Origin of the sequence: Devosia sp. SD17-2 (genome assembly GCF_029201565.1) — a bacterium.
In the GTDB taxonomy this organism is placed as follows: Bacteria; Pseudomonadota; Alphaproteobacteria; order Rhizobiales; family Devosiaceae; genus Devosia.
The window spans coordinates 98,034-122,941 of the sequence record NZ_CP104002.1; the positions used below are offsets into that span (position 1 = coordinate 98,034).

At 62.7% G+C, this 24,908-nt stretch carries 30 protein-coding genes; 15 read left to right on the plus strand and 15 right to left on the minus strand.

Features of this window, described 5'->3' with window-relative positions; translation table 11 throughout:
• The first annotated feature begins 11 nt into the window (after positions 1-11).
• The 3 genes from NYQ88_RS00460 to NYQ88_RS00470 all read left to right on the plus strand — a co-directional run bounded on the left by NYQ88_RS00460 (position 12) and on the right by NYQ88_RS00470 (position 1,609).
• Complete coding sequence (locus tag NYQ88_RS00460; protein WP_275653032.1) at positions 12-467, plus strand: Fur family transcriptional regulator; 456 nt, start codon at positions 12-14, stop codon at positions 465-467.
• A complete protein-coding gene (locus NYQ88_RS00465) occupies positions 464-1,273 on the plus strand; it encodes a lysophospholipid acyltransferase family protein (protein ID WP_275653033.1) in 810 nt (269 codons plus the stop codon). Before NYQ88_RS00460 ends, NYQ88_RS00465 begins: the two co-directional genes overlap by 4 nt.
• A 78-nt stretch (positions 1,274-1,351) precedes the next feature.
• Positions 1,352-1,609, plus strand: a complete 258-nt coding sequence (locus NYQ88_RS00470) for a hypothetical protein (protein ID WP_275653034.1) — start codon at positions 1,352-1,354, stop codon at positions 1,607-1,609.
• Here the strand turns inward: NYQ88_RS00470 and NYQ88_RS00475 are convergent.
• Together NYQ88_RS00475 and pncB are read right to left on the minus strand one after the other, a co-directional pair.
• The gene (locus NYQ88_RS00475) at positions 1,606-1,851 is read right to left on the minus strand and encodes a hypothetical protein (RefSeq protein ID WP_275653035.1); all 246 of its coding nucleotides are present in this window, start codon (positions 1,849-1,851) and stop codon (positions 1,606-1,608) included. The two genes, NYQ88_RS00470 and NYQ88_RS00475, sit on opposite strands and share 4 nt — an antisense overlap.
• A 147-nt stretch (positions 1,852-1,998) precedes the next feature.
• Entirely contained in the window at positions 1,999-3,306 is a 1,308-nt protein-coding gene (gene pncB / locus NYQ88_RS00480; RefSeq protein ID WP_275653036.1) for a nicotinate phosphoribosyltransferase, read from the minus strand.
• Between the two features lie 153 nt (positions 3,307-3,459).
• On the opposite strand from pncB, the gene NYQ88_RS00485 reads away from it, so the two are divergent.
• Positions 3,460-4,713, plus strand: coding sequence for an O-antigen ligase family protein (locus NYQ88_RS00485; protein ID WP_275653037.1), 1,254 nt, complete (start codon positions 3,460-3,462; stop codon positions 4,711-4,713).
• Positions 4,710-5,573 carry a glycosyltransferase family 8 protein gene (locus NYQ88_RS00490; RefSeq protein WP_275653038.1) on the plus strand — a complete coding sequence of 288 codons (864 nt, stop codon included), beginning with the start codon at positions 4,710-4,712 and terminating at the stop codon, positions 5,571-5,573. The genes NYQ88_RS00485 and NYQ88_RS00490 overlap by 4 nt, the downstream gene beginning before the upstream one ends.
• A gap of 325 nt (positions 5,574-5,898) precedes the next feature.
• Here the strand turns inward: NYQ88_RS00490 and NYQ88_RS00495 are convergent, their stop codons facing one another.
• The 7 genes from NYQ88_RS00495 to NYQ88_RS00525 all read right to left on the minus strand — a co-directional run bounded on the left by NYQ88_RS00495 (position 5,899) and on the right by NYQ88_RS00525 (position 11,729).
• Positions 5,899-6,696 (minus strand): hypothetical protein, encoded by a 798-nt coding sequence (locus NYQ88_RS00495; protein WP_275653039.1) that lies wholly within the window; start codon positions 6,694-6,696, stop codon positions 5,899-5,901.
• 60 nt (positions 6,697-6,756) lie between these two features.
• Positions 6,757-7,341, minus strand: coding sequence for an NAD(P)H-dependent oxidoreductase (locus tag NYQ88_RS00500; protein WP_275653040.1), 585 nt, complete (start codon positions 7,339-7,341; stop codon positions 6,757-6,759).
• A gap of 64 nt (positions 7,342-7,405) precedes the next feature.
• Positions 7,406-8,296, minus strand: coding sequence for a hypothetical protein (locus NYQ88_RS00505; RefSeq protein WP_275653041.1), 891 nt, complete (start codon positions 8,294-8,296; stop codon positions 7,406-7,408).
• A complete protein-coding gene (locus tag NYQ88_RS00510) occupies positions 8,293-9,192 on the minus strand; it encodes an ABC transporter ATP-binding protein (protein ID WP_275653042.1) in 900 nt (299 codons plus the stop codon). The genes NYQ88_RS00505 and NYQ88_RS00510 overlap by 4 nt, the downstream gene beginning before the upstream one ends.
• Entirely contained in the window at positions 9,189-9,563 is a 375-nt protein-coding gene (locus NYQ88_RS00515; protein WP_275653043.1) for a GntR family transcriptional regulator, read from the minus strand. The genes NYQ88_RS00510 and NYQ88_RS00515 overlap by 4 nt, the downstream gene beginning before the upstream one ends.
• Positions 9,564-9,660: 97 nt before the next feature.
• Positions 9,661-11,307, minus strand: coding sequence for a TadG family pilus assembly protein (locus NYQ88_RS00520; RefSeq protein WP_275653045.1), 1,647 nt, complete (start codon positions 11,305-11,307; stop codon positions 9,661-9,663).
• Positions 11,304-11,729: a TadE/TadG family type IV pilus assembly protein gene (locus NYQ88_RS00525; RefSeq protein ID WP_275653046.1), complete on the minus strand. Its 426-nt coding sequence runs from the start codon at positions 11,727-11,729 to the stop codon at positions 11,304-11,306. The genes NYQ88_RS00520 and NYQ88_RS00525 overlap by 4 nt, the downstream gene beginning before the upstream one ends.
• Before the next feature lie 179 nt (positions 11,730-11,908).
• Here NYQ88_RS00525 and NYQ88_RS00530 point away from each other — a divergent pair, with 179 nt between their 5' ends.
• The gene (locus NYQ88_RS00530) at positions 11,909-12,712 is read left to right on the plus strand and encodes a siderophore ferric iron reductase (RefSeq protein ID WP_275653047.1); all 804 of its coding nucleotides are present in this window, start codon (positions 11,909-11,911) and stop codon (positions 12,710-12,712) included.
• A gap of 8 nt (positions 12,713-12,720) precedes the next feature.
• Here NYQ88_RS00530 and NYQ88_RS00535 read toward each other — a convergent pair whose 3' ends face one another.
• Entirely contained in the window at positions 12,721-13,218 is a 498-nt protein-coding gene (locus tag NYQ88_RS00535; RefSeq protein ID WP_275653048.1) for an SH3 domain-containing protein, read from the minus strand.
• Between the two features lie 179 nt (positions 13,219-13,397).
• On the opposite strand from NYQ88_RS00535, the gene NYQ88_RS00540 reads away from it, so the two are divergent.
• The 4 genes from NYQ88_RS00540 to truB all read left to right on the plus strand — a co-directional run bounded on the left by NYQ88_RS00540 (position 13,398) and on the right by truB (position 16,595).
• Positions 13,398-14,417: a D-glycerate dehydrogenase gene (locus tag NYQ88_RS00540; RefSeq protein ID WP_275653049.1), complete on the plus strand. Its 1,020-nt coding sequence runs from the start codon at positions 13,398-13,400 to the stop codon at positions 14,415-14,417.
• 163 nt (positions 14,418-14,580) lie between these two features.
• On the plus strand, positions 14,581-15,243 hold the full coding sequence (locus NYQ88_RS00545) for a hypothetical protein (RefSeq protein ID WP_275653050.1): 663 nt from the start codon (positions 14,581-14,583) through the stop codon (positions 15,241-15,243).
• 32 nt (positions 15,244-15,275) lie between these two features.
• Complete coding sequence (gene rbfA, locus NYQ88_RS00550) at positions 15,276-15,683, plus strand: 30S ribosome-binding factor RbfA (protein WP_275654978.1); 408 nt, start codon at positions 15,276-15,278, stop codon at positions 15,681-15,683.
• Positions 15,684-15,686: 3 nt separating this feature from the next.
• On the plus strand, positions 15,687-16,595 hold the full coding sequence (gene truB, locus NYQ88_RS00555; RefSeq protein WP_275653051.1) for a tRNA pseudouridine(55) synthase TruB: 909 nt from the start codon (positions 15,687-15,689) through the stop codon (positions 16,593-16,595).
• Positions 16,596-16,753: 158 nt separating this feature from the next.
• On the opposite strand, the gene NYQ88_RS00560 is transcribed toward truB, so the two are convergent.
• From NYQ88_RS00560 to irrA, 5 genes are all read right to left on the minus strand, one after another.
• Positions 16,754-17,644 carry a ribokinase gene (locus NYQ88_RS00560; protein ID WP_275653052.1) on the minus strand — a complete coding sequence of 297 codons (891 nt, stop codon included), beginning with the start codon at positions 17,642-17,644 and terminating at the stop codon, positions 16,754-16,756.
• Positions 17,641-18,180: a DUF1697 domain-containing protein gene (locus NYQ88_RS00565; RefSeq protein ID WP_275653053.1), complete on the minus strand. Its 540-nt coding sequence runs from the start codon at positions 18,178-18,180 to the stop codon at positions 17,641-17,643. The genes NYQ88_RS00560 and NYQ88_RS00565 overlap by 4 nt, the downstream gene beginning before the upstream one ends.
• On the minus strand, positions 18,180-18,779 hold the full coding sequence (locus NYQ88_RS00570; RefSeq protein WP_275653054.1) for a YdeI/OmpD-associated family protein: 600 nt from the start codon (positions 18,777-18,779) through the stop codon (positions 18,180-18,182). Before NYQ88_RS00570 ends, NYQ88_RS00565 begins: the two co-directional genes overlap by 1 nt.
• Positions 18,780-18,782: 3 nt before the next feature.
• On the minus strand, positions 18,783-19,664 hold the full coding sequence (locus NYQ88_RS00575; protein WP_275653055.1) for an arylamine N-acetyltransferase: 882 nt from the start codon (positions 19,662-19,664) through the stop codon (positions 18,783-18,785).
• Between the two features lie 101 nt (positions 19,665-19,765).
• Positions 19,766-20,212 carry an iron response transcriptional regulator IrrA gene (gene irrA, locus NYQ88_RS00580; protein WP_275653056.1) on the minus strand — a complete coding sequence of 149 codons (447 nt, stop codon included), beginning with the start codon at positions 20,210-20,212 and terminating at the stop codon, positions 19,766-19,768.
• Positions 20,213-20,388: 176 nt separating this feature from the next.
• Here irrA and fabA point away from each other — a divergent pair, with 176 nt between their 5' ends.
• The 5 genes from fabA to NYQ88_RS00605 all read left to right on the plus strand — a co-directional run bounded on the left by fabA (position 20,389) and on the right by NYQ88_RS00605 (position 24,881).
• Positions 20,389-20,919: a 3-hydroxyacyl-[acyl-carrier-protein] dehydratase FabA gene (gene fabA / locus NYQ88_RS00585; RefSeq protein WP_275653057.1), complete on the plus strand. Its 531-nt coding sequence runs from the start codon at positions 20,389-20,391 to the stop codon at positions 20,917-20,919.
• Positions 20,920-20,981: 62 nt separating this feature from the next.
• Complete coding sequence (fabB, locus tag NYQ88_RS00590) at positions 20,982-22,208, plus strand: beta-ketoacyl-ACP synthase I (protein ID WP_275653058.1); 1,227 nt, start codon at positions 20,982-20,984, stop codon at positions 22,206-22,208.
• Between the two features lie 32 nt (positions 22,209-22,240).
• A complete protein-coding gene (gene queG / locus NYQ88_RS00595; protein ID WP_275653059.1) occupies positions 22,241-23,362 on the plus strand; it encodes a tRNA epoxyqueuosine(34) reductase QueG in 1,122 nt (373 codons plus the stop codon).
• On the plus strand, positions 23,362-24,231 hold the full coding sequence (locus NYQ88_RS00600) for an SDR family oxidoreductase (RefSeq protein ID WP_275653060.1): 870 nt from the start codon (positions 23,362-23,364) through the stop codon (positions 24,229-24,231). Before queG ends, NYQ88_RS00600 begins: the two co-directional genes overlap by 1 nt.
• Complete coding sequence (locus NYQ88_RS00605) at positions 24,228-24,881, plus strand: GNAT family protein (RefSeq protein WP_275653061.1); 654 nt, start codon at positions 24,228-24,230, stop codon at positions 24,879-24,881. The genes NYQ88_RS00600 and NYQ88_RS00605 overlap by 4 nt, the downstream gene beginning before the upstream one ends.
• Positions 24,882-24,908: the final 27 nt, after the last annotated feature.

The following is a 24,908-nucleotide window of genomic DNA, read 5'->3' on the forward strand; positions in this document are numbered from 1 at the left end:
GGAGAGATGGCATGAGCAAAATTCCGTCGGATCCGACGCTGGAAGAAGCCTGCGTGGCGCGCGGCATGCGCATGACCGACCAGCGTCGCGTCATTGCCCGGGTCATCGAAGATTCCAAGGATCACCCCGACGTCGAGGAGCTCTATCGCCGGGCCTCGGCAATCGACGCGCGTATTTCGCTGTCGACGGTCTATCGGACGGTCAATCTGTTCGAAGAGGCGGGGCTGGTCACCAAGCATGATTTCAAGGACGGTCGGGCGCGGTTCGAACTCATTCCCGATGAACATCATGACCACCTGATCGACATTCGCAGCGGCAAGGTTATCGAATTCCGGAACGAGGAAATCGAGGCGATTCAAGAAGTTATTGCCAAGCGCCTGGGGTACCGGCTGGTTGACCACCGGCTCGAGCTCTACGCAGTGCCACTCAGTGACGGGAAAGGCGGAAAGGACCAGTCTGGCGAATGATCTTTCGCAGCCTGTTCTTTATTCTTGTCTTCGTGCCTTTCCTGATCATCGCCATTCCGCTCCAGGCCCTGATCATCGGGTTCAACCGGCCGTTCTGGCATACGATCCCGCGGCTCTTCCACAAGCTGGGGTGTTTCTTCCTCGGGCTGCGCGTCCGGGTGATCGGCGAAGTCGCCAGGGGACGGCCTACCCTCCTGGTTTCAAACCATATTTCCTGGACCGATATCATCGCCATCGGGGCGGTGGCGCCGGTGGTTTTCGTCGCCAAGCGGGAAGTGGGCGAATGGCCCTTTGTGGGACTGATGGCGCGGTTGCAAAAGACCGTCTATGTCGACCGCACGCGGCGCAGCGATACGGGACGGACGGCCAAGGCCATGGGCCAGGCGATGGCCAAGGGCGAGACTGTGGTTCTCTTTGCCGAAGGGCAATCCGACATCGGCACCCATGTGCTGCCGTTCCGCTCGGCGCTCGTGGGCGCCGCCCAGGTGGCCATGACGTCAGCCGGGGCATCCGAGGTAAATATCCAGCCTCTGACGATAGCTTACACCGGACTTCAGGGCCTGCCGATCAGCCGTAACGAGCGCGCCATGGTGGCATGGGTCAAATCCAAGACAGTCAAGCAGAACATCCGCGACATACTCTCCGGCCCGGTCAAGGATGTGACGATTGCCTTTGGCGCACCGCAGGTTCTGCGGGAAGGAGCGGACCGCAAGGCCATCACCAAGGCGGCGGAAAACGAGGTTCGGGCGATGCTGGTGGGGCTCAACCGGGGCGGAAGCCTGCCCCCAAAATCGACGCAAGTTTAGGCGTTAGGCTTAACCGCACTTGTCGTTTTGATGTTAACAGACTGTTAGCTATGACGAGCCCGAAAAGAGGATCTCGTCATGCCTTGGGAAATTGTTGCGATCTGGGCGATCGTCATCGTGACGCTGACATGGTTTCGCCGTGACGAGGAACGGCTGAGATCACATCGGCTGGCGGAGCAGGCGCGCTATTTCGCCACCGCGGCGCGCTATCGGCATCGCCCGGCAGCGCCCAGACAGACAGCGGAACCGATCCCGCCGCAGGCACTCGTTCATCGGCGCTATCTTGATCTGCTAAGAAGCGGCGGCGCAATGGCCCCGCTGGCGCCCCGGACCTAGCCGAGACGCGTCTTGAGGCGACCGACAATTTCGGCTGCCTTGACCAGAAGGGCAAGGTCCACATCCTCGTCGGTCATGCCGTCCCTGAGCTCGACCCACGCCGGGATCAGCAGTTCATGGCGCTGAGCGACCCCACCGAGTTCCTCGGTGAGAATGGCGCGCACCTTTCCGGTGACACGATTGGCTAGTCTGGGATGGAGCTGGCGTTCTGCCAGCGTAATATCAATTAATTCAAGACTCATACCTGGCTCCGGGGGAGCCCCCGAAGGCACACTGGCCTCCGATGGTTCACGCCCGGTTAATGCGTGAAAAGCCGGTAAGTTTCTCCACAATAAGGATAATTTCGGATCGGGCGAGGTAAAGGGCTGACGCCCTTCACTTTTGGCGAGCTAAACCCGGACGGCGTGCTCGGTGCGCCCGGTGTCGCCGAAGACACGAATATAGCGCGCGATCTCGGCGTCATCTCCGGTAGCCTTGGCCGGGTTATCCGACAGTTTGACCGCCGGGCGGCCATTGGCTTCCGACACCTTGGCGACGATGGAAATCGGCTTGAGGCGCGGATTGAGATCGGGCGCGCAATCCTCGAAATCATTGGTGAGGTTGGTGCCCCAGCCAAAACTCATGCGCACCTTGCCGTCGAAATGGAGATAGGCCTCCTCGATCATGTCGACATCGAGCCCGTCCGAGAAGATCAGGAGCTTCTCCCGGGGATCGCGGCCGCGGGACTTCCAGAACTCGATGATCTTTTCGCCGCCTTCGATGGCCGGGGCACTGTCGGGACGGAAGCCGGTCCAGTCGGCGACCCAGTCGGGCGCATCGCGGAGGAAGGCGTCGGTGCCGAAAGCGTCAGGCAGGACGATGAGCAGATTACCGCCGTAATAGCTCTTCCAGTCCTGAAGGACGCGGTAAGGCGCTTCGCGCAGTTCCTCGTCGGAGCGGGCGAGGGCGGCCAGCACCATGGGCAGCTCGTGGGCATTTGTGCCCAATGCCTCGAGGTCTGTATCCATGGCCAGCTTGACGTTGGAGGTGCCGGTGAAATTTTCCCCGATGCCTTCCTTGAGGGCTTCCACGCACCAGCGCTGCCAGAGGAAGGAATGACGGCGGCGCGTGCCGAAATCGGAGATTTTCAGATCCGGGAGCTTTTGCAGGCGCTCGACCTTTTCCCACATCTTGGCCTTGGCGCGCGCGTAGAGCACGTCAAGGGTGAAGGGGCCATAGGGCTTCATGGCGGCGCGGCTGCGCAGCTCGTTGATGATGGCGAGAGCCGGGATTTCCCACATGCTGGTTTCGACCCAGAGGCCGGGAAATTCGAGGACGAACTGGCCGTCACGCTTTTCGAGGCGATATTCGGGCAGCTGGAAATTTTCGAGCCAGCGCAGGAAGCCCGGCTGAAAAATCTGCTTCTTGCCATTAAAGCTGTTACCGGCCAGCCAGATCATCTCCTTTTTGGAGAGGCGCAGGGTGCGGCAGTGATCGAGCTGGGCGCGCAATTCATCAATGTCGATCTCGTCGGCAAGACGGACCGATTTGGTGCGGTTGATCAGCGAAAAGGTGGCGTTGACCTGAGGGTAGAGACCCCAGATCATTTGCAGCATCAGCAATTTATAAAAATCCGTGTCGAGCAGGCTGCGTACGATCGGATCGAGTTTCCAGGTGTGGTTGTAAACCCGCCGGGCAATGTCGGTATAGGTAGCCATGCTTCTCCCCTTCGCCGCCAATGTTTAGCGCGGGGTCACACGCATGGAAAGCCGCAGAGGCGCCAAGCGGTTCGCCTGGCGTCCTTTCGTCTTGACCGGCCGGCGGGGAAAAACGACAAGCACAACTGATTGCCCCAATAGCGGACCGTGCCATTGACCCGATTTACTGAAGAGACCGTCCGTCGCCGCCTTGCCCGCCTCGCGGCAGGGCTGGTGCTGATTTCGGGCTTTGCGCTGTGGCCGCTGTTCGGGCATGCGTCAGCCTATCTGGCGCTGATTTTCAGTCTCTTCGCTCTTGTGCTGGGGTGGGACAGAGCCCTCATGGGGCGCCTTCTCAAGACGCCATTCGTGCGTGCGCTGGTTGGGGCCTTCGTGATCATCGCCCTCGCCTTCTTGTTGCAGCCCGGCCAGCCGAGCCTTGCCAATATCGCCGATTTCCTGCCACTGGCGCTGACGCCGCTGCTCGCGCTCGCCATCTCGCCGCTGGCCGACCGGCTGACGGTCGAGAAGTTCAGCCAATTGTGCCTCTTGGCGACGGTGCTCTGCGCCATTGTGGGTCTCTATGGCTTGCTCAATGGGGTGCAGCGCACCACTGCGCCGGGGTTCAGCCCGATCCACTTCGCCGATCTTGCCGTGGTGCTGGGCTTTTTGAGCCTGGGGGGCACGCTCGTCGAAAAAGCTGCGCGCAAATGGATGTATCTCCTCGGGCCAGTCCTCGCTGTTATCGCCACCATAGCGGCGGAAACGCGGGCGGCGCTGATCGTGGCGCTGGGCCTGGCGCTGGTCTATGGCGTCGTCGCCCTGCGCGGCAGTGCGGTGCCGAGGCTGGTAAAAATCGCCCTGCCGCTGGTGCTCTGCGGGCTGGTGGTGCTGGGCTTTGCCGTTGCCTATTCCTTCGGGTTTACCCGGCCGATGGAAGCGTTTCAGCCCGTCGTCGCCCTGCTGCGCGGGGAAATTCCGTCTGATACATCTGCGCTCTATCGGGTCGAAATGTATCGGGCCGGGATCAGGGCGTTCTTCGACGCGCCGCTTTTCGGGCATGGCTGGCACAGCCAGATCGCCGCCTCCATGCCCTATCTGACCGAAATCGGGCAGGAGGGGTATGCGCTCGAGGGCTGGGGCTATATCCACAATGATGCGCTGAGCCTGACGGTGGCTTGCGGCCTCTTCGGGCTAATCGCATACCTCCTGATGCTTGCTGCGCCACTGCTGGCGCATTTCGGGGCGGCGCATAAAATCGATGCCAAGGCGCGGCTTTACCTCGCGATCTGCTTCAGCGCCGGGCTGCTGCTCAGCGGCGCCACCGATGTGCTGCTGATGGTGGAAGTGCCCAAAGTGTTGCTCGTGCTGGGGAGCGCCGCAATTTACCTATTTGGCGTCAAGCGCGCTGCCGGGACCCATACATGACCTCGCCCATTCACATCGCCCTCGCCTTTGACGACAATTTCTGGGCGCCGGCCTATGCGGTGATGCGCTCGGTGTGCCTCTCGACGCGGCGGCGCAGCGATCTCGTGTTCCACCTTCTGCACATGCCGCTGAGCGATGAGCACAAGTATGACCTCGAGGGCATTTCCCGCGAGTTCGGGGCGACGCTGAGCTATTATCCGCTCCAAGGCTCGGAGCTCTTCGACTTTTTCGTCGCAGGCATGCCGGCCAGCGCACAATGGCCAAGCGTCGTCTATTCGCGGCTGCTGCTGGCGGATCTTTTGCCTGCCGATATCGAGCGGGTGATCTATCTCGATTGCGACATGATGGTGCGCCAGCCAATCGAAGACCTGTTCGCGGTCGATCTGGGCGGAAAGCCGGTGGGGGCGGTGCAGGATTCGCTGTCGCCGTTCATCATGGGGCGGCGTGACATGCGCCAGAACCAGGATATTTTCCACTGCGGTGATGCCTATTTCAATTCCGGCATGCTGGTGGTGGATCTGGCGCAATGGCGCGAGATCGACATCAAGAGCGAGGTGGCGGTGATTGCCGGCAAGAACTGGCTGCCGCGGCTCTATTATGATCAGGACGTGCTGAACCTTGTGTTCCGCAACAACTGGCAGAAGCTCGACTGGCGCTGGAACGTCATCGACGCCCATCCCGCCCATGAGGCGATGGACCCGGCGATCCTGCATTTCACCGGCAAGAACAAGCCCTGGGCGCTCTGGGCCGGCATTTTGCGCACCACCGCCTATGCGCGCTGGTATCGGCACGTGATGACCAATGAGCTGTTTTATCGGTTTGCGCGGCACCGGTGGAAGAAGAAGCTTCGGCTGGGGTGAGTGGGCGCACGCCCTATCCATACTGAAGGGCTTCACCCCTCACCCCGCCCTCCCCCCTGAGGGGCGAGGGGGCGATGGAGCTGATGGGGTCGGTGAGGAGGGATCACCCCCACCCTTGATCCCTCCCCACAAGGGGGAGGGAGACGAAAGAGCCGATGGGGTAGGTGCGTGGATGCCCCGCCATTCGAGCGTAGCTCTCATGGCCTTCTCGGCTGAAATTGCTTCACCGGAGCAATTTCGCCCTTGGCCGGCTCGAAGCCCACAAGGGGGAGGGAGACGCAGGAGCCGATGGGTCCGGGCGGAACAGCGCTCGCTCTGCGAGCGCCTATATAAGCATTCCCTCGATTTCGCAGAGTTTGTGCATGGCGCTGCCTTTTGGGGGCGGGGGGATGTCGGCGCGGCCGCGATTGGTGAATTGGCTGCGCCAGAGGTGGATGCCGAGGGTTTCGGGGCGGATGGCAGAGGTTACGTCCGAGCCCGGCTGAAGCAGGGCCGGAATGCCCTCATAGGGAATGGGGTAGAAAGTCGTTGACGGTTTGACCTTCTCGACGAGGCCGCGCGCCCTGACGTAGTGGGTGAGGGCCATGGGGCCGGTGGCGCCATATTGGAGATGCTCGGGTGGGACCTTGTCGCCGACGAGGCGGCGGGCCGCGACTTCGAGGCGGCGATAGAGCGGCAGGAAGGGTTCTAGGAGCGGGCGGTTGTCTCGGTCAAAGACAGCGAGCAGGTCGCCGAGCAGCGGCGCTTCGGGCGGGATATAGAGCACGGCGCTGTTGACCGAGCCGGGGCGTTCCCAGGCCATGAGATAGTCATCGGGCGGGGCGAGCGGCTTGAGCAGATAAAGGTCGAGGTCGGCCCAGATGCCGAGATTGCGGCGCATCAGCTCGAGGCGGAATCGATCTGAAAAGACTGCGGGCGTGCCCTTGCCCTTGTAGAATACCAATTGCTCGCGCGGCATGAGTTCGGCGGCATCGCGCCAGATGGCGTTGGCAGGGAAATTCTCGATCGGGTCAAAGGCAAAGACTTCGACGCGATGGCCTTGGCGATTAAAGGCGGCGATGCACAGTGCCTCGAGCCAGCTCATCGGGCCGTGCCAGAAACTGACGATGGTCGGGAGGGTCATGGGCGGGCCTCGGCGGTTTTGCGCTGCCTAGCATGATATCGCGCCAAGACCCAAACCGGCTCACATGAGCGTGGCGATGGTTTTGGCAATGCGGCTTTCGAAGCGGGCGACACGGGCTGCGTCGACATTTTCGGCCGAGTGCAGGGAGAGCATGCGGAAACGGGCCTGCGGGGCGCAGGACGTGAAGAGACCGGCGCGGAGGGTCTGCTTGACCGGCTGGCGGGCGATGGCGACATCGAACCAGAACGGCGAGCCGAGGGTCGTCACCACCAGGATGGACTTGAGATTGGTGAGGAGGGGACGAATCGGCGTGCCCTGCTCGAAAGCGATCCCCGGTGCCCAGACGCGCTCGAACCAGCCCTTGAGCATGGCCGGCGGCGCGAACCACCAGGTGGGAAAGACCAGCACCAGATGTTGGGCATCGGTGAGGCGGCGCTGGAGGTCGGTGGGGCTATTTCCCGGTCTTATGGCGCCATAATAGGCCCGGCGTTCCTCAGCGGTGAGGGCAGGCTCGAAGCCCGAGGCATAGAGGTCGAGCCGGTCGACGGCGAGCCCACGGGCCCGGATATTGGCCTCGATCCCGCAGGCGAGGCGGGCATTAAGACTGTCCGTCAGCGGGTGCGATAAAACCAGATGGACGCTCATTGTTCCTGCCCCTGCCGCCGCACTTTGAGGCGCGACGGTACAATGGAGAGGCGGGCAGCAGCCGTCAATTGGCGGCGGCGCGGCGGCGGTATTCGCTGGCGATGTAGAGGGCGGCGAGGGCAACCAGCACCCCGAGACCCACCTGAAGCCAATCCATCTGTTCGATGAGCGTCGTTGCATAGGTGAAGGCGCTGAAAGGGGCCTCATCGACGAAGAGGGAATCGAGATAGTCCGTGTTGGGCGGGGAGAGGCGGTCCTGGAAATAGGCCCAGCTTTTCGTTGCGAAGGGATGGATGCCACCGCCAAGCGTGACCCATTCGAGGAGCGAGATCAGCGCCGGCAGCAGCGCCGAGACGGGGATCGCCCAGCGACCCAGCGCCGTGGCAAGACCGCCGGCAATGCCCATGAGGGGCAGGTACCAGAGGAGCCCGCAGACGAGGGTGACGAGGATGGCGAAGGCCACCTGGCCATAGACGCTGGCGATATTGCCGAGGATAGCCCAGCTGCCCGTGCCGGTGATCAGCATGGTGGTGAAGGCGACCCCATAGAGCAGAAGCCCGCTGAGGAGGGTGATGCCGAAAACCGTGCCGGGCAGGATGGTGAGCGCGGCAGTGAGCTTTGAGAGCAGCATGCGGAAATCGGAAACCGGCATGGATTTCCAGAATAGCATGGCATTGTTGCGCTTGTCGGCGGCGAAGCCGTCGGCGCAGTAGAAGACGAGAACCACCAGCAGATAGAGCAGCCAGCCAAAGCCGAGGCCGAGGAAGCCCACCTCGTAGACCCGCAGAGGCGCCAGGGTGAAGAGGGCGCCGGAAAAGCGCGCATCGACCCGGCCGACGGTGAAGGCCAGGATGGTGGCGCCGAAGAGAATGCCGACGAGGATCAGCGGGCCGGTGAGGAAGGCACCGCGATGCTCGAGGAATTCGCGATGGATGAGGGCAGCAAAAGCCTTCATTGGCCGCGCTCCGGATTGGCTGTGGGACGCTGCATCAGCGCCACGAACAGATCAGACATGGTGGGGGTGGAGACCCGGCCAAGCGGCTCGAGCTGGGCGCGGTCGACGCCATCGTAGATGAAGACGGTCTGGCCGAAGCGGGTTTCTTCATAGACGGGGTTGAGGGCGCGGGCCTGGGCCTGCGTCTCCGGGCCATTGGCGACGAGTTGAGAAAATTTCTCGTTCACCGTCTCCATCTGCATATGCAGGATGAGATCGCCATCGCGGATGAACATGATGTCGGAGAGCATGAACTCGATCTCGTCCACCTGGTGGGTGGTGATGATCAGGGTGCGTTCCTCGGTCATGTAGTCTTCCAGCAGCCGCCGGTAGAAGCGCTTGCGATAGGTGATGTCGAGGCCGAGCGTCGGCTCGTCGAGGACGAGGAGCTTGGCGTCGATGGCCATGACCACCGCGAGGTGCAGTTGCGCGACCATGCCCTTGGAGAGGGTTTTGATCTTCATCTCGGGCTTGATGTCGGTGCCTTCGAGGAAGCTGCGGGCCTTATCGATGGAGAAATTGGGGTGAATGTTGGAGAGGAGCGCAAACAGCTCCCGCACCCGCAGAAACCGCGGCAGACTCGCCACATCGGAGATGAAGGCGACGTTTTCCATGAGGTGGGCGCGGCGGGCGAAGGGATCTTCGCCGAGGACACGGATGGTGCCCTCATAGCTCGTGAGCCCCAGCATGGCGTTGAGCGTCGTCGTCTTGCCCGCGCCATTATGGCCGATGAGGCCATAGATGCGGCCGGCGGGGATGTCGAAATCCAGCCCATGCAAGATTTCTTTGCCGCCGAAGGATTTTTTGAGGCCGCGCGCGGAGACGACGGGCGGGATGGTGGAAAGGGCATCGGTCATTTTGCGGGTCCCTCCGGGGTCGCAGCGATATTGGAAACCAGAGACTTGAGGTCGAGTTCGAGCGCCCGGATCTGGGCGGCGATGCGCGGCCATTCTTCCTTGAGAAACTTTTCGCGCTCGTGAGACAGCAATGTGCCGCGTGCGCCCTGGGTAACGAACATGCCCAGACCCCTCCGTTTTTCGACGACGCCGATATCGACCAGGGCCTCGAAGGCCTTGGTGACCGTGAGCGGATTGACCGAAAGATCTGCCGAAATCTGGCGCACCGAGGGCAGGGGATCGCCCTCGCCCACCGTGCCGCGCAGGATCATCTCGATCAGCCGCTGCCGGATCTGGACGAAGATCGGCTGGCTGGTGTGAAACTCATCCATGTGTCATGCCTAACTAGTGTCATGCATAAGTAGCACACTAAAGAGGGTCGATGTCAAGGCCCCGTTTGTAAGGCCGGTTTCGGCGGCACCAACGCGGTCAGCCGACGAGCACGGGATCGCTGCATTGAACGCCGTAGACGCGCACATCGGCTTCGCCGAGACCCATCCCCAGGGTCTGGAGCAGGCTGGCGAGAAGCGCGTCGAGCGGCAGGGCGAGCGGGGCGAGAAGTGCCCGGAGGCTCGCGGCAATGACGTTGAGATTGAGTCCGATGCCAAGAAGATCGAGCTGTACGCGCAGGTCGAGATTGGCAAAGAGCGAAGTTACCAGCGAGCTGGCGATGGTCTGGGTGCGGGCGGTCTTGAGCGTGCCGGCGGCAATGTCATCGGGGGAGAATTGCAGGACGATCGGCACCGTCTGGCTGGCGGTGAGCCGGGCCGAGCCGGTGATGCTGAGCAGCGCCGCATCGAGCAGTTTGACCGGATTGGCCGGCGGCAGCGCGCCGAAGCCGTTGAGCTGGGCGTCGTTCATGGCGCCGATGGCGGCGGTGAGAATGCCGGGCACCACGGCGATGCGGGCAGTGCCCTGGGGAAAATCCGGGTTGGGGCAGGTGGCATCGAGGACGCGGGCCTGGGCATGGGCAACGTCGAGCCAGATGGGGAGATTAACAACGCCACCGCTCACCACCGACCCGGCGAGGACCCTGACGGCAAGGCGGAGGCGGAGCTGGGAAGTGCGCACGATGGTGCCGCCGGGGCCGAGGGCATAAAAGCCCCCGCCCTGGGGCGGCTGGCCAATGGCGAGGTCGAGATCGATCTTTGCAACGCCCGGCAGGCTGGGAGTGACCGCAAGGCGCACCTGACCATCGCCGTCGGCGAGCGCGGCCGAAGCCGTCAGGATATCGAGAGCGGAAAAATCGGCGGCCAGAGCTGCGGTTTCGTCGTGCAGATGAAGGCGCCCATAGCGGCCGAGATCGAGCAGCTGGCCGATGGGAACGCTATTGCCGGTCCCGCGCAGGGCAATGGTGCTGAGCAGGCCGCGCTCGGGACCGTTTACGACACGCGCCAGGGCGGCCGCGATCTGGCCGGCCCCGGCCTCGGCGGCGAGCAAATCGTCATAGCTCACCGCATCGAGCCCCATCTCGATGGCAAGCGCATCGAGAAAGGAAAGCGCGTTGACCTTCACGCCCGCCAGCCGGTTGTAGTCCATGGCAGAGAGCGAGAGATTGGTGCCGAGCAGCGCGCCGAGAACGGCGTTGGCAATGCCGCCATCGAGACTGGCGAGACGCGAACCGATGGTGAAGGAAACCCGGGGGGTGACAGTTGCGATGGCCGAGGCGCTGATGTCGGGCGGCGGCGCCATGGCGCTGGCAAAATGCAGCGTGCCGCTATGGGTGACACTCACCGAGACTGCATTGGCCGGAAGCGCGCCCACCTCGAAGCGCTGGGCCGGGGGAAGATCGGGATTGGCGGTATAGCGGCCGGGCCGCACGGTCAGCGTACCTTCTGCCAATGCGTCGCCCAGCCCGGCACCAATAAGGGCGGCGCGGGCGAGCGCCTCGCCCCGGGAGGGATCGCGCGCAGCGGTCAGGGCGGCGATATCGACACCGGCCGGCAGCATGCGTCGCTCATGAAACAGCGCGGCGCCATCGACGACGATGGAACAGATCATCACCCCGAGTGAGAAGGCGACGCCGAAAAGGATCGCCATATTGCCGTTCTCGTCCTGGCGGAATCTGCCGATCACAGCCCGCCCTGCCGAATGGTTGCGCCGGCAGTCATCTGCTGGCTGGGCAGCGGCAGGGGCGGATAAAGGTTCCAGATCGGCAGCAGGCTGGCGTCATAGCGCAGCTGCACGCTGTACTGACTGGGATCATCGGGATGATCGCCGATGGTCGCGCGCAGGCGCGCCCGGTCGATGAGCGGATAACCGCGGGCATGGCGGTCGATATAGGCGTCGACGAGGCGATTGCGCTCGGCTTCGCTGAGACCGGCGATGGCAATGCGGGCGGAATCAGCGGCCAGTTGCTGGAGCGAGATGGCTGCCCCGAAATAGATGCCATAGGCCATCATGCCGGTCAGCAGCAGGAAGAAGGCCGGCGTCAGTATGGCAAACTCAACCGCGGAACTGGCCCTCTCATTGCGCGCCAGAGCGGACAGAAGCGACATAGCGGACCCTCCCGGTATCGGTATGGACGCCAGGTTCCTGCAGTCTCCACCAAGAGGGTAAGGCCGGCCTCAACCGCCATATGAGGGGATCTACGGAGGGGCAGCGGCGGCGGGCAAGAGAAGGTGACTGTTCTTGTCCCTTGTCCCTTGTTAGGACGGGCCACCAAATGGAGACTGCCTTGACCGGGACTGCCCGCAATTTTCTGTTCGCAACCAATCAGGACGACGTCGCGCTGACGCGCCTTCTCGCGATGCTGCGCAAAACCACGGGTTTTCTCGACGGCGCGCCGGGTGGGGCCTTGCCGGGCTGGTATGTTGTCGGTGCTGACAATTCAGCGGTGTTAGAGACGCTCTACACGCGGCTGGCGGCGAATTATCCGGACGCCGGGCAGCCGTTCTACGCTACGCGCATCTGGACGAACCTCTTCTGGCAGCCGGCCTATGTCGCGGTGCTGGCGGTGCATATCCATGGCGCCCTGCCCAAATTTTCGGGCATGGCGCAATCGGTGAAAAATATCGACATTTCCGGCTTCCGGCTGGCGCCCGGCCCGCAAATGGAGGGGGACACCGAAACCCTCATCGCCGAGGCGGGGGCGCAATTGCGCGCCATGGCCGATGTGGCGTTCGAGGAATTGAAGCAGTTTACGCGAATCAAGCGAGTGCCGGCGCTGCGGCTGCTGGCCGACCGCATTATCGACCTCGTCCGCAGGCTCGGCCATTTCGCACCGGAAACGACCGTTGCAGACCAGCAGCGCTATTGCACGCTCTGGCTTGCGGCGATGGGACTTGAAGGACAGGGGAGCCTCGAAGAGGTGCAGCTCGAGGATGGCAGCGCGGCCGTGATACTCGCGCGAAAAGGCTGTTGCCTCGATTATCTGGCGTTTCCGGACGCCTATTGCCGATCCTGCCCCAAGCAGGACGACGCTGTATGGCGCGCCCGGCAGATCGAAAACGCCAATGCCGAGCGCAGCAGTGCCGATTAGCGGCTAGATCAGTCGAAGATCTCGTCGGGGTAGACGCCCCAGAGCTCTTCCTGGGCCACGAAACCGGAATAGCTGGAGCGTTCGCCCGGCTGGCTGGCCGAAACTTCGCACCACTGGCCATCGCATTCCTTGATCTGCACCTTGGCACCGGCGCCGAGCCGCGCACGCACGCCAGCCTCGTCGGAGCGATTGGAGCGCATCGCAACTTCACCATTGGCGATCAGCGGGGCGGCATAGCCAAGGCGCGTGCCGACGAGGAGGCTCTGGTGAACCCAGCCCTCCGAGCCATCGGCGTCACGGATTTTGCGCCAGGTATCAAATTCCTGGATGATTTCGACCGGCACGCCAGAAACCACATAGTTCCAGGCGATGTCGTATTTGGTGCCCGGACCAACGCGCACGTTGATCGGGTTCGACCGCGTCGAGACGAAGCGCGGCAGGGGCAATCCACTGGGATTATCGGCTTGAGCCACGACCGGCGCTGGAACGGCAAAAAAAGCCGACAACAGAGCCAAGCCTATTAGGGCAAACGAAAAAAAACGATGACGGGCACCGCCCGAAATGGCGTGCATCAACAACATGACTTTGCAGACGGGTTGGAATTGCCCTATCACTAGCCCCAATATCCTTAATGCTCGCTGAAGAGAGGGAAATTCATTTTTCCCCGCCCCTCGTAACGGAACGCATGACAGCCAGTAAACCCAAGATCCTGGTGACCAGACGCCTGCCCGACACGATCGAGGCGCGCATGGCGACATTGTTCGAAACCGGCATCAACGAAACGGACCAGACCCTGACCACCGAGGACATCCTCACCGGTCTCGTGGGCAAGGATGTGCTGGTATCGACCATCACCGACCGGATCGACGCGGCGCTGATCGGAAAACTGCCGCCCAGCGTGCGGCTGATCGCCCAGTTCGGCAATGGGGTGGACAATATCGACCTCGAAGCGGCCTGGGCTGCGGGCCTTACCGTGACCAATACGCCGAGCGTGCTCACCGAAGATACGGCCGACATGGCCATGGCACTGATTCTGGCGCTGCCGCGGCGCCTCGTGGAAGGCACGCAGATGCTGCTGCGCGACCGGAGCTGGGCCGGCTGGTCGCCGACCTCGATGCTCGGCCATCGCCTGCGCGGCAAGGCGCTGGGCATCGTCGGCATGGGCCGGATCGGCACGGCGGTGGCACAGCGGGCGCGGGCCTTTGGGCTCTCGATCCACTATTTTTCGCGCAATCGGCGGCCGCCCGGAGTGGAGGAGCCCTTGGGCGCGGCCTATTGGCCCGAGCTCGACGCTATGCTCGAAGCGGTGGACATTGTTTCGCTGCACACGCCGCTAACGCGGGAAACCAGCGATATCCTCTCGGCCGAGCGACTCGCCCGGATGAAGCCGGACGCCTATGTGCTCAATGTCAGCCGTCCGGAACTGCTCGACGAGGCGGCGCTGATTGGCGCGATCGAGAGCGGACGCCTGGCAGGTGCGGCATTGGACGTGTTCGAGAACCGCACGGGCATCAACCCGCGGCTTTTGTCGCTTGCAGAGGCCAACCGGGTGATCCTCACCGCGCATATGGCTTCGGCGACGCTCGAGGCGCGGATCGAAATGGGCGAGGCGGTGATCGTCAATATTCGCACGTTCATGGACGGCCACCAGCCGCCCCATCGGCTGCTGCCGGACAGGCCATCACCGCGCGCCCTGCGCGTCTGAGTGTTGCAGCTTTTCCCCATTGTTCGCGCCATCGACCCGTGAGGGAACGCGGCCCCTTGCGCGGCAGGGACTTGGCTCATAAGCGTCGGGCTAGAGATCGGGCGCTTTTGGGGGGCATGGCCGCTTTGATCGACAGTTTCGGGTCCAGGAGCGCCCAGTGCCGTTGAACAGGTTTTTCGCGTTTGCCCTCATGATGGCCGTCGTGCCCGCCGTTTCGGCGCAGGCCCAAGTGCGCAGCGAGCCGCCTCTGGTGGAAGAAGGCGGCCGTCTCGTGCTCGAAGCGATGGATCAGCGCATGGTGCTGCCCATGCCCGACTGGCTGAGCGATGCCCAGCGCAGCGACGGCACTGCCCGCGCCAATGTCGAGACCGTCTATATCGCCGACGAGACCCAGGCACTGCTTGAGATCTACCCCAAGGGCGAGAGCCAGGCGCTGTGGACCACGCTTTATGGCACCCGCATCACGCGGCAGACCGAAGTCAGCCTCGTCGACTATCGCGCGGCGGTGATGTCTGCCTATGCCCGCAACTGCAAGCCGGAGATGACCGGCTTTTTCCAGCTCGGCCCGGATGAGGGGGAAAAGCTGGCGCCGCTCGGCTTTGTGTGTGGCAGCTATCTCGACAACCTGACCGGCTATCAGGGCCTCGGCGAGGTGATGGTCGTCAGCTTCCGCAAGTCGGACCGCGGCATCGCCATCGTCTACCAGGAATGGCGCGGCAAGAGCTTTGATCCGGCCCAGCCGGGCAGCTGGCCGGTGGCGACCGCGACCGTCGAAGCGCGGGCCAACCAGCTCAACAGCGATGCGCAACTGAGCGCGCTGGATTGACGCAAGGCCCCGGAGGGCCTATCGGCATGGTCATGAAGAAAGACAATAAGCCCCTCGGTCCCAGCCAGCGCTCGCTGCGCGTGGGTGAACTTGTTCGCCATGCCCTGGCCGATATTTTCGCGCGCGGCGATATCGAGGATGAAGCCCTTGTGGGCGCGGTTCTGACCGTGCCCGAAGTGCGCATGTCGCCCGATCTCAAGGTGGCCAATGCCTATGTGATGCCGCTCGGTGGCGCCTATGCCGAAGAGATCGTCGCTGTGCTCAACCGGCATGCCAAATTCGTCCGGGGCCGCGTGGCTCCGCAGATCAACATGAAATTCGCGCCCGAAATCCGCTTCCATGTCGATGCCACATTCGAGGAAGCAGGGCGCATTGACGCGCTGCTGCGCTCGGATCGCGTCCGGCGGGATCTGGACGACGACGGCAGCGACGAAGACTGACAATTGGCTGAACAGAAAAAATCCAAGAAGCGCCCCATCTCCGGATGGGTGGTGCTCAACAAGCCGTATGACTTCACCTCCACCCAGGCGGTGGGCAAGGTGCGCTGGCTGTTTTCGGCCGCCAAGGCCGGCCATGCTGGAACGCTCGATCCCCTGGCCACCGGCATTCTGCCGATTGCTCTCGGCGAGGCCACCAAGGCCGTGCCGCAGGTGCAGGATGGCACGAAAGTCTATCGGTTCTCGATTGTCTGGGGCTCGGCGACGACCACGGATGATATCGAAGGCGAAGTGATTGCCACATCGGATGTGCGACCCGACAGGGAAGCGCTCGAGGCGGTGCTGCCGCGCTTTACCGGCACAATCATGCAGCGGCCGCCGATTTTCTCAGCGCTCAAGATCGACGGTGAACGCGCATATGATCTGGCGCGCGCCGGCGAAGTGGTGGAGCTGGCGCCTCGCCCGGTTGATATCGATGCGATCGAGCTCGTTGAGCACGGCGCGGAAAAGACCGTGTTGGAAGTTACCTGCGGGAAGGGCACTTATGTGCGCTCGCTGGCTCGGGACATTGCCGAGGTATTGGGCACGCGTGGCCATGTGGGGAGCCTTCACCGCGCCGCCGTTGGCCCGTTCAACGACGAAGATGCGGTGACGCTCGAAGAGCTGGAAGCCGCTGAAGAGGGCGAAGCGCGTGATGCGATGATCGGGCCGGTGTCCGCCGGGCTGGTCGATCTGCCGGAAATCCGGCTTGATCCGGTGCAGGCCACTGCCGTCAGCCATGGCAATCCGGTATTGCTGACAGGTGCGGGTTCGCCGGCGCAGTTGGACGAATGCTGGGCCAGTTTCAAGGGCAAGGTGGTCGCCACCGGGCATGTCGAGTTCGGCCAGTTCAAGCCGCGTCGGGTTTTTAACTAGGGCGGTATTCGCTCAGGCCGACATCACCAGTTCCAAAATCATTGCCGGGCTCGTCCCGGCAATTTTATTTTGACAGTGGACTACCGGGACGAGCCCGGTGGTGACGATGGGGAGGGACGGTGCCTCCCCACAGAAAGACACGTCCCGGCCCTTCGATCTCAGACCAGGGCGTCGACGTCTTTTGCCAGCGGGATGGCGGGCTGGGCGCCCGGGTTGAGGCAGGCGAGGCTGCCGGCGATAGCAGCGCGGCGCATGGCTTTTTCGAGATCCAGGCCGGCTTCGAGGCTGGCGGCGAGATAGCCGCAAAAAGTGTCTCCGGCGCCGACAGTATCGACGGGCTTTACCGGATGGGCCGCGACCGAAATCGCGCCGTCTGGCGTCTGGGCGCGGGCTCCGTCAGCACCGAGGGTGACGACGATTGTGCGCCCCGTGTTGTTCACCCAATCGGCCATGGCTTCGTCGAGCTCGGCAATGGGCCGGCCGGTTAGCAGGGAAAATTCGGTTTCATTGGCGACGACGATATCGGCCAGCGGGGCGAGCTCTGCCGTGTCCGAGAGGAAGGGCGCCGTGTTGAGGACGCTGCGGGCGCCCCTTTCCCGGGCGATTTCGAGGGCGCGACGGGTCGCGGCCTGGGGCACTTCCTGCTGGAGAAGGACAATGTCGCCCGCCTTGAGCGCAGCAAGCCTGTTATCGGCATCCTCGGGACTGACCGTACCATTGGCGCCGGGCAGAATGGCAATGACGTTTTCGCCTTCGGCATCGACGAAGATCATGGCGATGCCAGTCGCGGCCTCGGCCTTGCGCATGGCCGAGAGGTCGACGCCCCCCGACTTCAGCAGATCGAGCGCCATATCGGCGAAGGCGTCGTCGCCCACGGCCGAGACATGGCGGACCTCTGCTCCGGCGCGGCGGGCCGCCAGCGCCTGATTGGCGCCCTTGCCACCCGGCGCCATGGAGAAGGTGCCGCCGGCAACGGTTTCGCCGGGCTCTGGCAGACGCGTGACAGTGCCGACCTGATCAAGATTGGTAGAGCCGAATACGGTGATCACTGCAGAATCTTCTCTATCGTGTTCCAGTTGCGCATGGTGTCGAGCGTGTTCTTGCCCAGGCGGGCATAGAGCGGCTTCAGCACCTCTTCGACATGTTCTGTATAGCGGCCATTGGCCTGGAGATAGGCGGCAATGTAGATTTCCCTGGCGTCGATGCGCAGGATTTCTGTATCGCGTGGGCGACTTTCGAGGGCAATCCCGTCCGGCAGTGGCGCATCGAACAGCAAGACATGGCGGGTAAAATCCGCCGTGGGATCAAGCGCGCCAAAAGGGTTTTCGGACAGCATTTTTGCCAGTTCGTCCTCCGAGCGAAGGACCACGCCGACCTCGAAGCCGAATTTTTCCGCGATGGCTTTTTCCAGCTTTGCCTTGAGCTGGGCTTCCGGACCCTCTGCCACCAGGCGCACATTGCCGCTGGCGAGAATGGTTTTCACCTCCGAAAAGCCCGCCACTTCGAGGCAGGACTTGAGCTCGGCCATCTTCATCCGCCGATTGCCCAGATTGATGCCGCGGAGAAAGGCGCCCCAGACCGGCATTATTTTGGCTCCAGCTTTTGCGGATAAATGGTTTCGCCGCGCGCCAGCATATCAACGAAACCGGCAATCTTGCGGGCGCGCGCCGCTTCGGTCTTGAGGCTGTTGGTCCGGAAAATCAGCGCAAATCTGTTCTGTGCGGTGAGCTGGTCATAGGTATTTTTCGCATTGGGATTGGCGGCAATTGCGGCAAGAAGATCGGTCGGCGCGTCCTGCGTGGTCGCATAAGCAGCGTCCCAACGGCCGTACTTTTTGGCGGCTTCGACGTGGCCCAGCCCATGCGGGGTCATCAGCCCCGTGTCGGTGAGGCGGGCGACATTATCGCGATTGATCTGGCTCCACACCGATTTGGACCGGCGCGGACAGTAGCGCTGGACGAAGGACACCTCGTCCCAGCTTTTTTTGATCGCGTCGATCCAGCCCCAGCAGAGTACGGCATCGATGGCCTCGGTCGGGCTGATGGTGGCCCGGCCGCTGGCCTTCTTGAAGATTCGGATCCAGACCTCGTCATCGGTCTGGTGATGCGCCGCCAGCCAATCGTAAAAGGCCCGGAAATCCTCAAATTCCCGGAGCTTTTCGACAGGGACCGTGACGGGCGCCATGGCCTAGCTTTCGGGCGTGGGCTGAGGTTCGGCTGCCGGCTCGGGCTCGGCTTCCGCAGGAGGAGGCTCGGGCAGCAGGGCCAGAAGGGCGGCATCCAGCGCTTCATTGGCCGGCAGGACGAGGCCGAACTCATTTGTGAGAATGGCGCGCATCTCTTCGATGGTGGCTATCTCGGTCCGCTGCTTGTCGCCATCGAGCGAGCGAACGGTGAAGCGCGCATCGCGCAGGGTCAGGCGCCGACCACTGGGCGACAGGCTCGCCAGGAGATTGCCGGTGAAGGGCGAAGCCGGGTCGCTCGACATGCGCGCATTGACGGCGGCGAGCTGGGCCTCGTCCACATTGGCCGTGGTGAAGGCGTAGAGGGGGCGCCACTGGTCTCCCAGCTGCACTTCCATCGTCCATTCCGGATCGCCACCCATCAGGCGGAAGTTCTGGTGGGGCGTCGACTGATCGGCCTCGGCGCGCAGGCGCAGCGGCGTGGTCAGCGTCAGGCTGCCAAAGCCGACATCGGCGATGTAATTTTGTCCGTTGACCTCGACGAGCAGCAGCATGTGGCTGGGCTCGCTGGCGCCGGTGTCCTCGGCGTGAGGCCAGATGACCCGGGCGAGAAGGGGGCGAACGCCGTAATCGAGCTCGGCGAGGACGCGCATGAACAACAGATTGTGTTCAAAGCAATAGCCGCCACGCCGCTCGGCAAGCAGCTTGCGCTCAATGCTCTGCTGATCGAGGGCGACCTGCTTGCCCATCAGGGCATCAAGATTTTCGAAGGGGATCGTCGCGGGATGAAGAGCGTGGAGCAGTTCAAGCGTCGCCACCGTGGGCGCGATTGAACCGGCAAAACCGATTCGGTCGAAATAGGCTTTGAGGTTGACCTTTTCGGGCATCGACCACCTTTGTCGCAGTTTCGGTTGCGCATACTATGGTGTGGCGGGCGGGATTTGTCACTTCCACCCACGGGGGCGGACACAAATGTCGCGCCAGAGGATCAGACGGGGGTCTTGCGAACCCGGATCACCACATCGACATGGGCCACTTCCATGCCGGCCGGCGGCTGCGGCAGGGCTTTGAACGCCACCGAATCGGCTGGAATATCGATCATCCGCTGCTCGTCTTCGACATAGAAGTGGTGGTGATCGGAGGTGTCGGTGTCGAAATAGGACCGCGAGGCATCGATGGCGACTTCGCGCAGTAGACCCGCTTCATGGAACTGATGGAGCGTATTGTAGATGGTCGCCAGCGACACGTTCACGTGAGCCATGGTCGCTTCGGAGTGCAATTGTTCCGCGCTCACATGACGATGCGGGCCGGCGAACAGCAGCTCGGCCAGAGCGACGCGCTGCCGCGTTGGGCGAAGTCCGGCCATGCGCAGGACGGCCGTCAGGCAGGGCGTGCGGGACGGATGCAACCGGTCGGCAAGGCTGTGATCGGACATTGGGCCAGGATTACTCGTCAGAAGGTCCATATATTTCCAGCCCTTCTTATAGTGTCGCAGGACCGGGGAAACAAGCCGCGCGGGGCCTTGCGGGGGTCAATGCGCGTTTAGGCCCGCTTGACCCTCATTGTGCGCCCCTATACGAGACAAAGCTTAAGGCGAAGTGGGGAAGCACGATGGCCGATCGGCAACACGCATTTAATTACGAAGAGCTTCTGGCGCATGGTCGGGGTGAATTGCCTGGCCAGGGCGACGCTCGTCTTCCCGCACCGCCGATGCTGATGTTCAATCGCATCACCGACATTCAGGAAGATGGCGGCGATTTCGGCAAGGGCTATGTGCGCGCCGAGCTCGACGTCACTCCGGACCTCTGGTTCTTCCAGTGCCACTTCATCGGCGACCCGGTGATGCCGGGGTGCCTGGGTCTTGATGCCATCTGGCAGATGACCGGGTTTTTCCTGTCGTGGATCGGCCAGCCCGGCAAGGGCCGCGCCCTGGGTGGCGAGATCAAGTTCACCGGCCAGGTAACCAATGATATCAAGCTTGTCGAATATGGCATTGACCTCAAGCGCGTGATGAAGTCGCGCCTGACGCTGGGCATTGCCGATGGCTGGGTGAAGGCCGATGGCAAGACTATATATGAGGCCAAGGACCTTCGGGTTGGCCTTTTCACCGACAGCCAGCTGCAGGACCAAAAGGCAAGCTAAGCCTTTATCTGCGCTTTAATTTGACTTGCGCCATTCCCCCCAGGCGCGAAGACGAGGACGATATGAGACGTGTAGTGGTTACCGGCATGGGCATCATTTCCTCGATCGGCAATTCGCTGGACGAGGTGACGACAAGCCTGCGCCTTGCAAAGCCGGGCATCGTCTTTGCCGAGGACTATGCCGAGCTTGGCTTCCGCAGCCAGGTGAAGGGCGACCCGCGTCTCGATCCGTTCGAAGCTCTCGACCGCCGCGTGACCCGCTTCATGGGCAAGGGCGCGGCGTGGAACTATCTCGCCATGCAGCAGGCGATCGCCGATGCGGGCCTCGAGGCGAGCGACATTTCCAACCCGATGACCGGTATCGTCATGGGTTCGGGCGGCGCGTCGACCCGCACCATCGTCGAAGCTGCGGATATCGTTCGTAAAAATAACAGCCCCAAGCGTATTGGGCCGCTGGCCGTGCCAAAGGCCATGGGTTCGACCGCCTCGGCAACGCTGGCGACGTCCTTTGGCATCAGAGGCATCAACTATACGATCACCGCAGCCTGCGCGACGTCCAAGCACTGCATCGGCAATGCTTATGAGCAGATCATGCTGGGCAAGCAGGATATCGTCTTTGCCGGCGGGCACGAGGATCTCGACTGGACGCTGTCCGATCTTTTCGACGCCATGGGCGCGATGAGCTCGAACTACAATGACAACCCGTCCAAGGCTTCGCGCGCCTATGACGCCAATCGCGATGGCTTTGTCATCTCGGGCGGCGCCGGCGTTCTGGTGCTCGAAGAATATGAGCACGCCAAGGCGCGTGGTGCAAAAATCTGGGCGGAAGTGGTCGGCTATGGCGCCACTTCGGACGGCGTCGACATGGTTGCCCCCTCGGGTGAAGGCGCCGAGCGCTGCATGCGCATGGCGCTGAAAAACGTAAAAGCGCCAATCGATTACATCAATCCGCATGCCACCTCGACCCCTGTGGGCGACCTCAAGGAAATTGAGGCGCTGCGCGCCGTGTTTGGCAATGAGGACAAGTGCCCGCCGATCTCGGCGACCAAGTCGCTCACCGGCCACAGCCAGGGCGCAACGGGCGTGCACGAATCGATCTATTCGATCCTGATGATGGCCAACCGCTTCATCGCCGAGAGCGCCAATATCGAGACCATTGATCCGGCCTTTGCCGACATGCCGATCCTGCGCCAGCGCCGGGACGACGTCGATCTGGGCTATGTGCTGTCCAATTCCTTCGGCTTTGGCGGCACCAATGCGGCCCTGGTGTTCAAGCATCCGGACGCCTGACGCCGATAACCGGCGCCCGCCCAGAGGGTGAGATGGCCGAGACGAGCAAAATCGTTGAAGAACTGAAAAGCCGGGCCCTACAGCTCGGCTTTGAGGCTTTTGGCATTACCTCGGCCGATTCGCGCCCCGACCTGCCCGAAAAACTGCGCATCGCGCTGGAAAAGGGCTGGCATGGCGACATGGAGTGGATGGCCGAAACCGAGGAGCGGCGGGCGAACCCAACAAAACTCTGGGACGGCGCGCGCTCGGTTGTTCTCCTGGGCGTCAATTATGGACCGGACTTTAATCCCTTGGATTTGCTCAAGGAAAAGCAGATCGGGGCCATTTCAGCCTATGCGCGGAACCGCGAATATCACGACATCATCAAGGGCAAACTGAAAGAGCTCGCCGGACTTCTGGCGCGTCGCTCGGGCGCTGATGTGAAGGTGTTTGTCGATACCGCGCCGCTGATGGAAAAGCCGCTAGCGGAAGCCGCGGGCCTTGGCTGGCAGGGCAAGCATACGGTGCTGGTGAGCCGTCAGTTCGGCTCCTGGCTGTTTCTGGGCGCCATTCTAACCTCGGCCGAACTGCCCGGGGATAAACCGCATGCGGAAAGCTGCGGGCGGTGTACGCGCTGCCTCGATGTCTGCCCGACAAAAGCCTTTCCCGGACCCTTTAAGCTCGATGCGCGGCGGTGCCTTGCCTATCTCAGCGTCGAGCATAAGGGTCAGATTCCATTGGAGTTTCGCGTGCCCATGGGCAATCGCATCTATGGCTGCGATGATTGCCTGGCGGTTTGCCCGTGGAACAAGTTTGCCTCGGTGAGCCAGGAAGCCAAGCTCAGGAGCCGGCCGGAACTGGAACGGCCGGAGCTGGGAGAGCTTGTGGCGCTGGATGATGCGGGGTTCCGGGCGCTGTTTGCGGGCTCGCCGGTCAAGCGGATCGGGCATTCGCGGTTTTTGCGTAATGTGCTTATAGGCATCGGGAATTCGGGATTTTCTGGCTATGTGCCAGCGGTTGAGAACCGGCTTTCCGATGCCTCGCCGCTGGTGCGGGGGGCGGCGATCTGGGCCCTGCGGCGGCTTGATCCCGCGCGGGCGGAAGACCTCAAAAACACCTATTTACCGGGCGAAACAGACGCTGAAGTAGCGGCCGAATGGAGCGGGGATATCTGATGCGGGTGATGTTTTTTGGCCTGGGATTCTCGTCTCGGGCAAGCGTTGACGCGCTGCGCCAAAGCGGCGAGTTGGTTAGCACACTGGGAACAGTTCGCACGACCGACAAGGCCAATCGGTTAGCAGAGGGCGGGCTGGAGACGCTTGTCTTTGACGGCACGGCCCCAAGCCCCGACGTTTCGGCCGCCCTCGCCGGGACAACTCATGTCGTCGTCTCCATCGCGCCGGACGCCGATGGCGATGTGGTGCTCCGCCAGCATCGGGCTGATCTCGATGCGGCGAAGGATCTCGAATGGGTCTGCTATTATTCCACCGTCGGGGTCTATGGGGATTTTGATGGCGCCTGGATCGACGAAAGCGCGCCGCTGGTGCCGCGCAATATGCGTTCGGACCTTCGGGTGCTGGCCGAGCAGGAATGGCGCGATTATGCGGCCCAGCGGGGCGTAAAACTCTGCATTCTGCGGCTGGCGGGCATTTACGGGCCGGGGCGGTCGAGCTTTGACAAGCTGCGCGACGGCACGGCGCGACGGATCATCAAGCCGGGGCAGGTGTTCAATCGCATTCATGTCGAAGATATCGGCCGGGTGACGGCGCTGGCGGCGAAAAAGCGGCTGGAAGGCACTTTTAACATGGCCGACGACGAACCGACGCCGCCTCAGGACGTGTTCGAGCACGCGGCCGGGATTATGGACGTGGCGGTGCCGCCCGACATGCCGTTTGAAACGGCAGAAATGTCGCCCATGCAGCGCAGCTTTTATCGGGACAACAAGCGGGTTTCCAACAAGGCCATCAAGGCGGCGCTGGGGCTCGACCTGCTCTATCCCAGTTTTCGCGAGGGGTTGGCGGCGATCTGGGAGCGCGAGAAATGAGCGTGCAGCCGGCAAAATCGGCGCCCGAGCGGATCGTGCTTGAGGGGCGCTATGTGCGGCTGGAGCCGCTGGAAACGCGCCACGCCGCGAATCTGCTGGCGGCTTCGGTGGGCGCGGGCGTACCCGAGCGCTATCAATGGCTGTTCGAATATGCGCCGACGACGCTGGAAGAGGCGGAGAGTTTTATCGAGCGCGTCAACGCAGGCGCGGATCGTTATGTGGCCGTGGTGGACAAGGCAAGCGGCCGGGCGCTGGGGCGGCAGGGCTGGCTTCGGATCTTTCCCGAGCATGCCTCCATCGAGATCGGCGGGGTCTATTGGGGGCCGGAGATGGCGCGCTCGCGCCTGAGCACGGAGGCCCTCTATCTCTTTGCCCGGCACGCTTTTGATGATCTCGGCTATCGGCGGTTCGAGTGGAAGTGCAACGATCGCAACGAGCCGTCCAAGGCGGCTGCCCTGCGGTTCGGGTTTCAGTTCGAGGGCATTTTCCGGCAGGACCGGATTGTGAAAGGCGAGAGCCGGGATACGGCCTGGTATTCGATGATCGACAGCGAGTGGCCGGAGATCCGGACGGAATATGAGCGCTGGCTGGATGAGAGCAATTTTGACGCCGAGGGGCGGCAGAAGACGAAGTTGATGGTGCGGGGGTAGGGGGACGCTAGGCCCGTCCGTCGTCAT

Bases quoted from the DNA above. Each gene is read 5' to 3' on its own strand.
- NYQ88_RS00460 (WP_275653032.1), top strand. From the start codon at position 12: ATGAGCAAAATTCCGTCGGATCCGACGCTGGAAGAAGCCTGCGTGGCG.
- NYQ88_RS00465 (WP_275653033.1), top strand. From the start codon at position 464: ATGATCTTTCGCAGCCTGTTCTTTATTCTTGTCTTCGTGCCTTTCCTG.
- NYQ88_RS00470 (WP_275653034.1), top strand. From the start codon at position 1,352: ATGCCTTGGGAAATTGTTGCGATCTGGGCGATCGTCATCGTGACGCTG.
- NYQ88_RS00475 (WP_275653035.1), bottom strand. From the start codon at position 1,851: ATGAGTCTTGAATTAATTGATATTACGCTGGCAGAACGCCAGCTCCAT.
- pncB (WP_275653036.1), bottom strand. From the start codon at position 3,306: ATGGCTACCTATACCGACATTGCCCGGCGGGTTTACAACCACACCTGG.
- NYQ88_RS00490 (WP_275653038.1), top strand. From the start codon at position 4,710: ATGACCTCGCCCATTCACATCGCCCTCGCCTTTGACGACAATTTCTGG.
- NYQ88_RS00495 (WP_275653039.1), bottom strand. From the start codon at position 6,696: ATGACCCTCCCGACCATCGTCAGTTTCTGGCACGGCCCGATGAGCTGG.
- NYQ88_RS00500 (WP_275653040.1), bottom strand. From the start codon at position 7,341: ATGAGCGTCCATCTGGTTTTATCGCACCCGCTGACGGACAGTCTTAAT.
- NYQ88_RS00505 (WP_275653041.1), bottom strand. From the start codon at position 8,296: ATGAAGGCTTTTGCTGCCCTCATCCATCGCGAATTCCTCGAGCATCGC.
- NYQ88_RS00510 (WP_275653042.1), bottom strand. From the start codon at position 9,192: ATGACCGATGCCCTTTCCACCATCCCGCCCGTCGTCTCCGCGCGCGGC.
- NYQ88_RS00515 (WP_275653043.1), bottom strand. From the start codon at position 9,563: ATGGATGAGTTTCACACCAGCCAGCCGATCTTCGTCCAGATCCGGCAG.
- NYQ88_RS00525 (WP_275653046.1), bottom strand. From the start codon at position 11,729: ATGTCGCTTCTGTCCGCTCTGGCGCGCAATGAGAGGGCCAGTTCCGCG.
- NYQ88_RS00540 (WP_275653049.1), top strand. From the start codon at position 13,398: ATGACAGCCAGTAAACCCAAGATCCTGGTGACCAGACGCCTGCCCGAC.
- rbfA (WP_275654978.1), top strand. From the start codon at position 15,276: ATGAAGAAAGACAATAAGCCCCTCGGTCCCAGCCAGCGCTCGCTGCGC.
- NYQ88_RS00565 (WP_275653053.1), bottom strand. From the start codon at position 18,180: ATGCCGGTCTGGGGCGCCTTTCTCCGCGGCATCAATCTGGGCAATCGG.
- NYQ88_RS00570 (WP_275653054.1), bottom strand. From the start codon at position 18,779: ATGGCGCCCGTCACGGTCCCTGTCGAAAAGCTCCGGGAATTTGAGGAT.
- NYQ88_RS00575 (WP_275653055.1), bottom strand. From the start codon at position 19,664: ATGCCCGAAAAGGTCAACCTCAAAGCCTATTTCGACCGAATCGGTTTT.
- irrA (WP_275653056.1), bottom strand. From the start codon at position 20,212: ATGTCCGATCACAGCCTTGCCGACCGGTTGCATCCGTCCCGCACGCCC.
- fabA (WP_275653057.1), top strand. From the start codon at position 20,389: ATGGCCGATCGGCAACACGCATTTAATTACGAAGAGCTTCTGGCGCAT.
- fabB (WP_275653058.1), top strand. From the start codon at position 20,982: ATGAGACGTGTAGTGGTTACCGGCATGGGCATCATTTCCTCGATCGGC.
- queG (WP_275653059.1), top strand. From the start codon at position 22,241: ATGGCCGAGACGAGCAAAATCGTTGAAGAACTGAAAAGCCGGGCCCTA.
- NYQ88_RS00600 (WP_275653060.1), top strand. From the start codon at position 23,362: ATGCGGGTGATGTTTTTTGGCCTGGGATTCTCGTCTCGGGCAAGCGTT.
- NYQ88_RS00605 (WP_275653061.1), top strand. From the start codon at position 24,228: ATGAGCGTGCAGCCGGCAAAATCGGCGCCCGAGCGGATCGTGCTTGAG.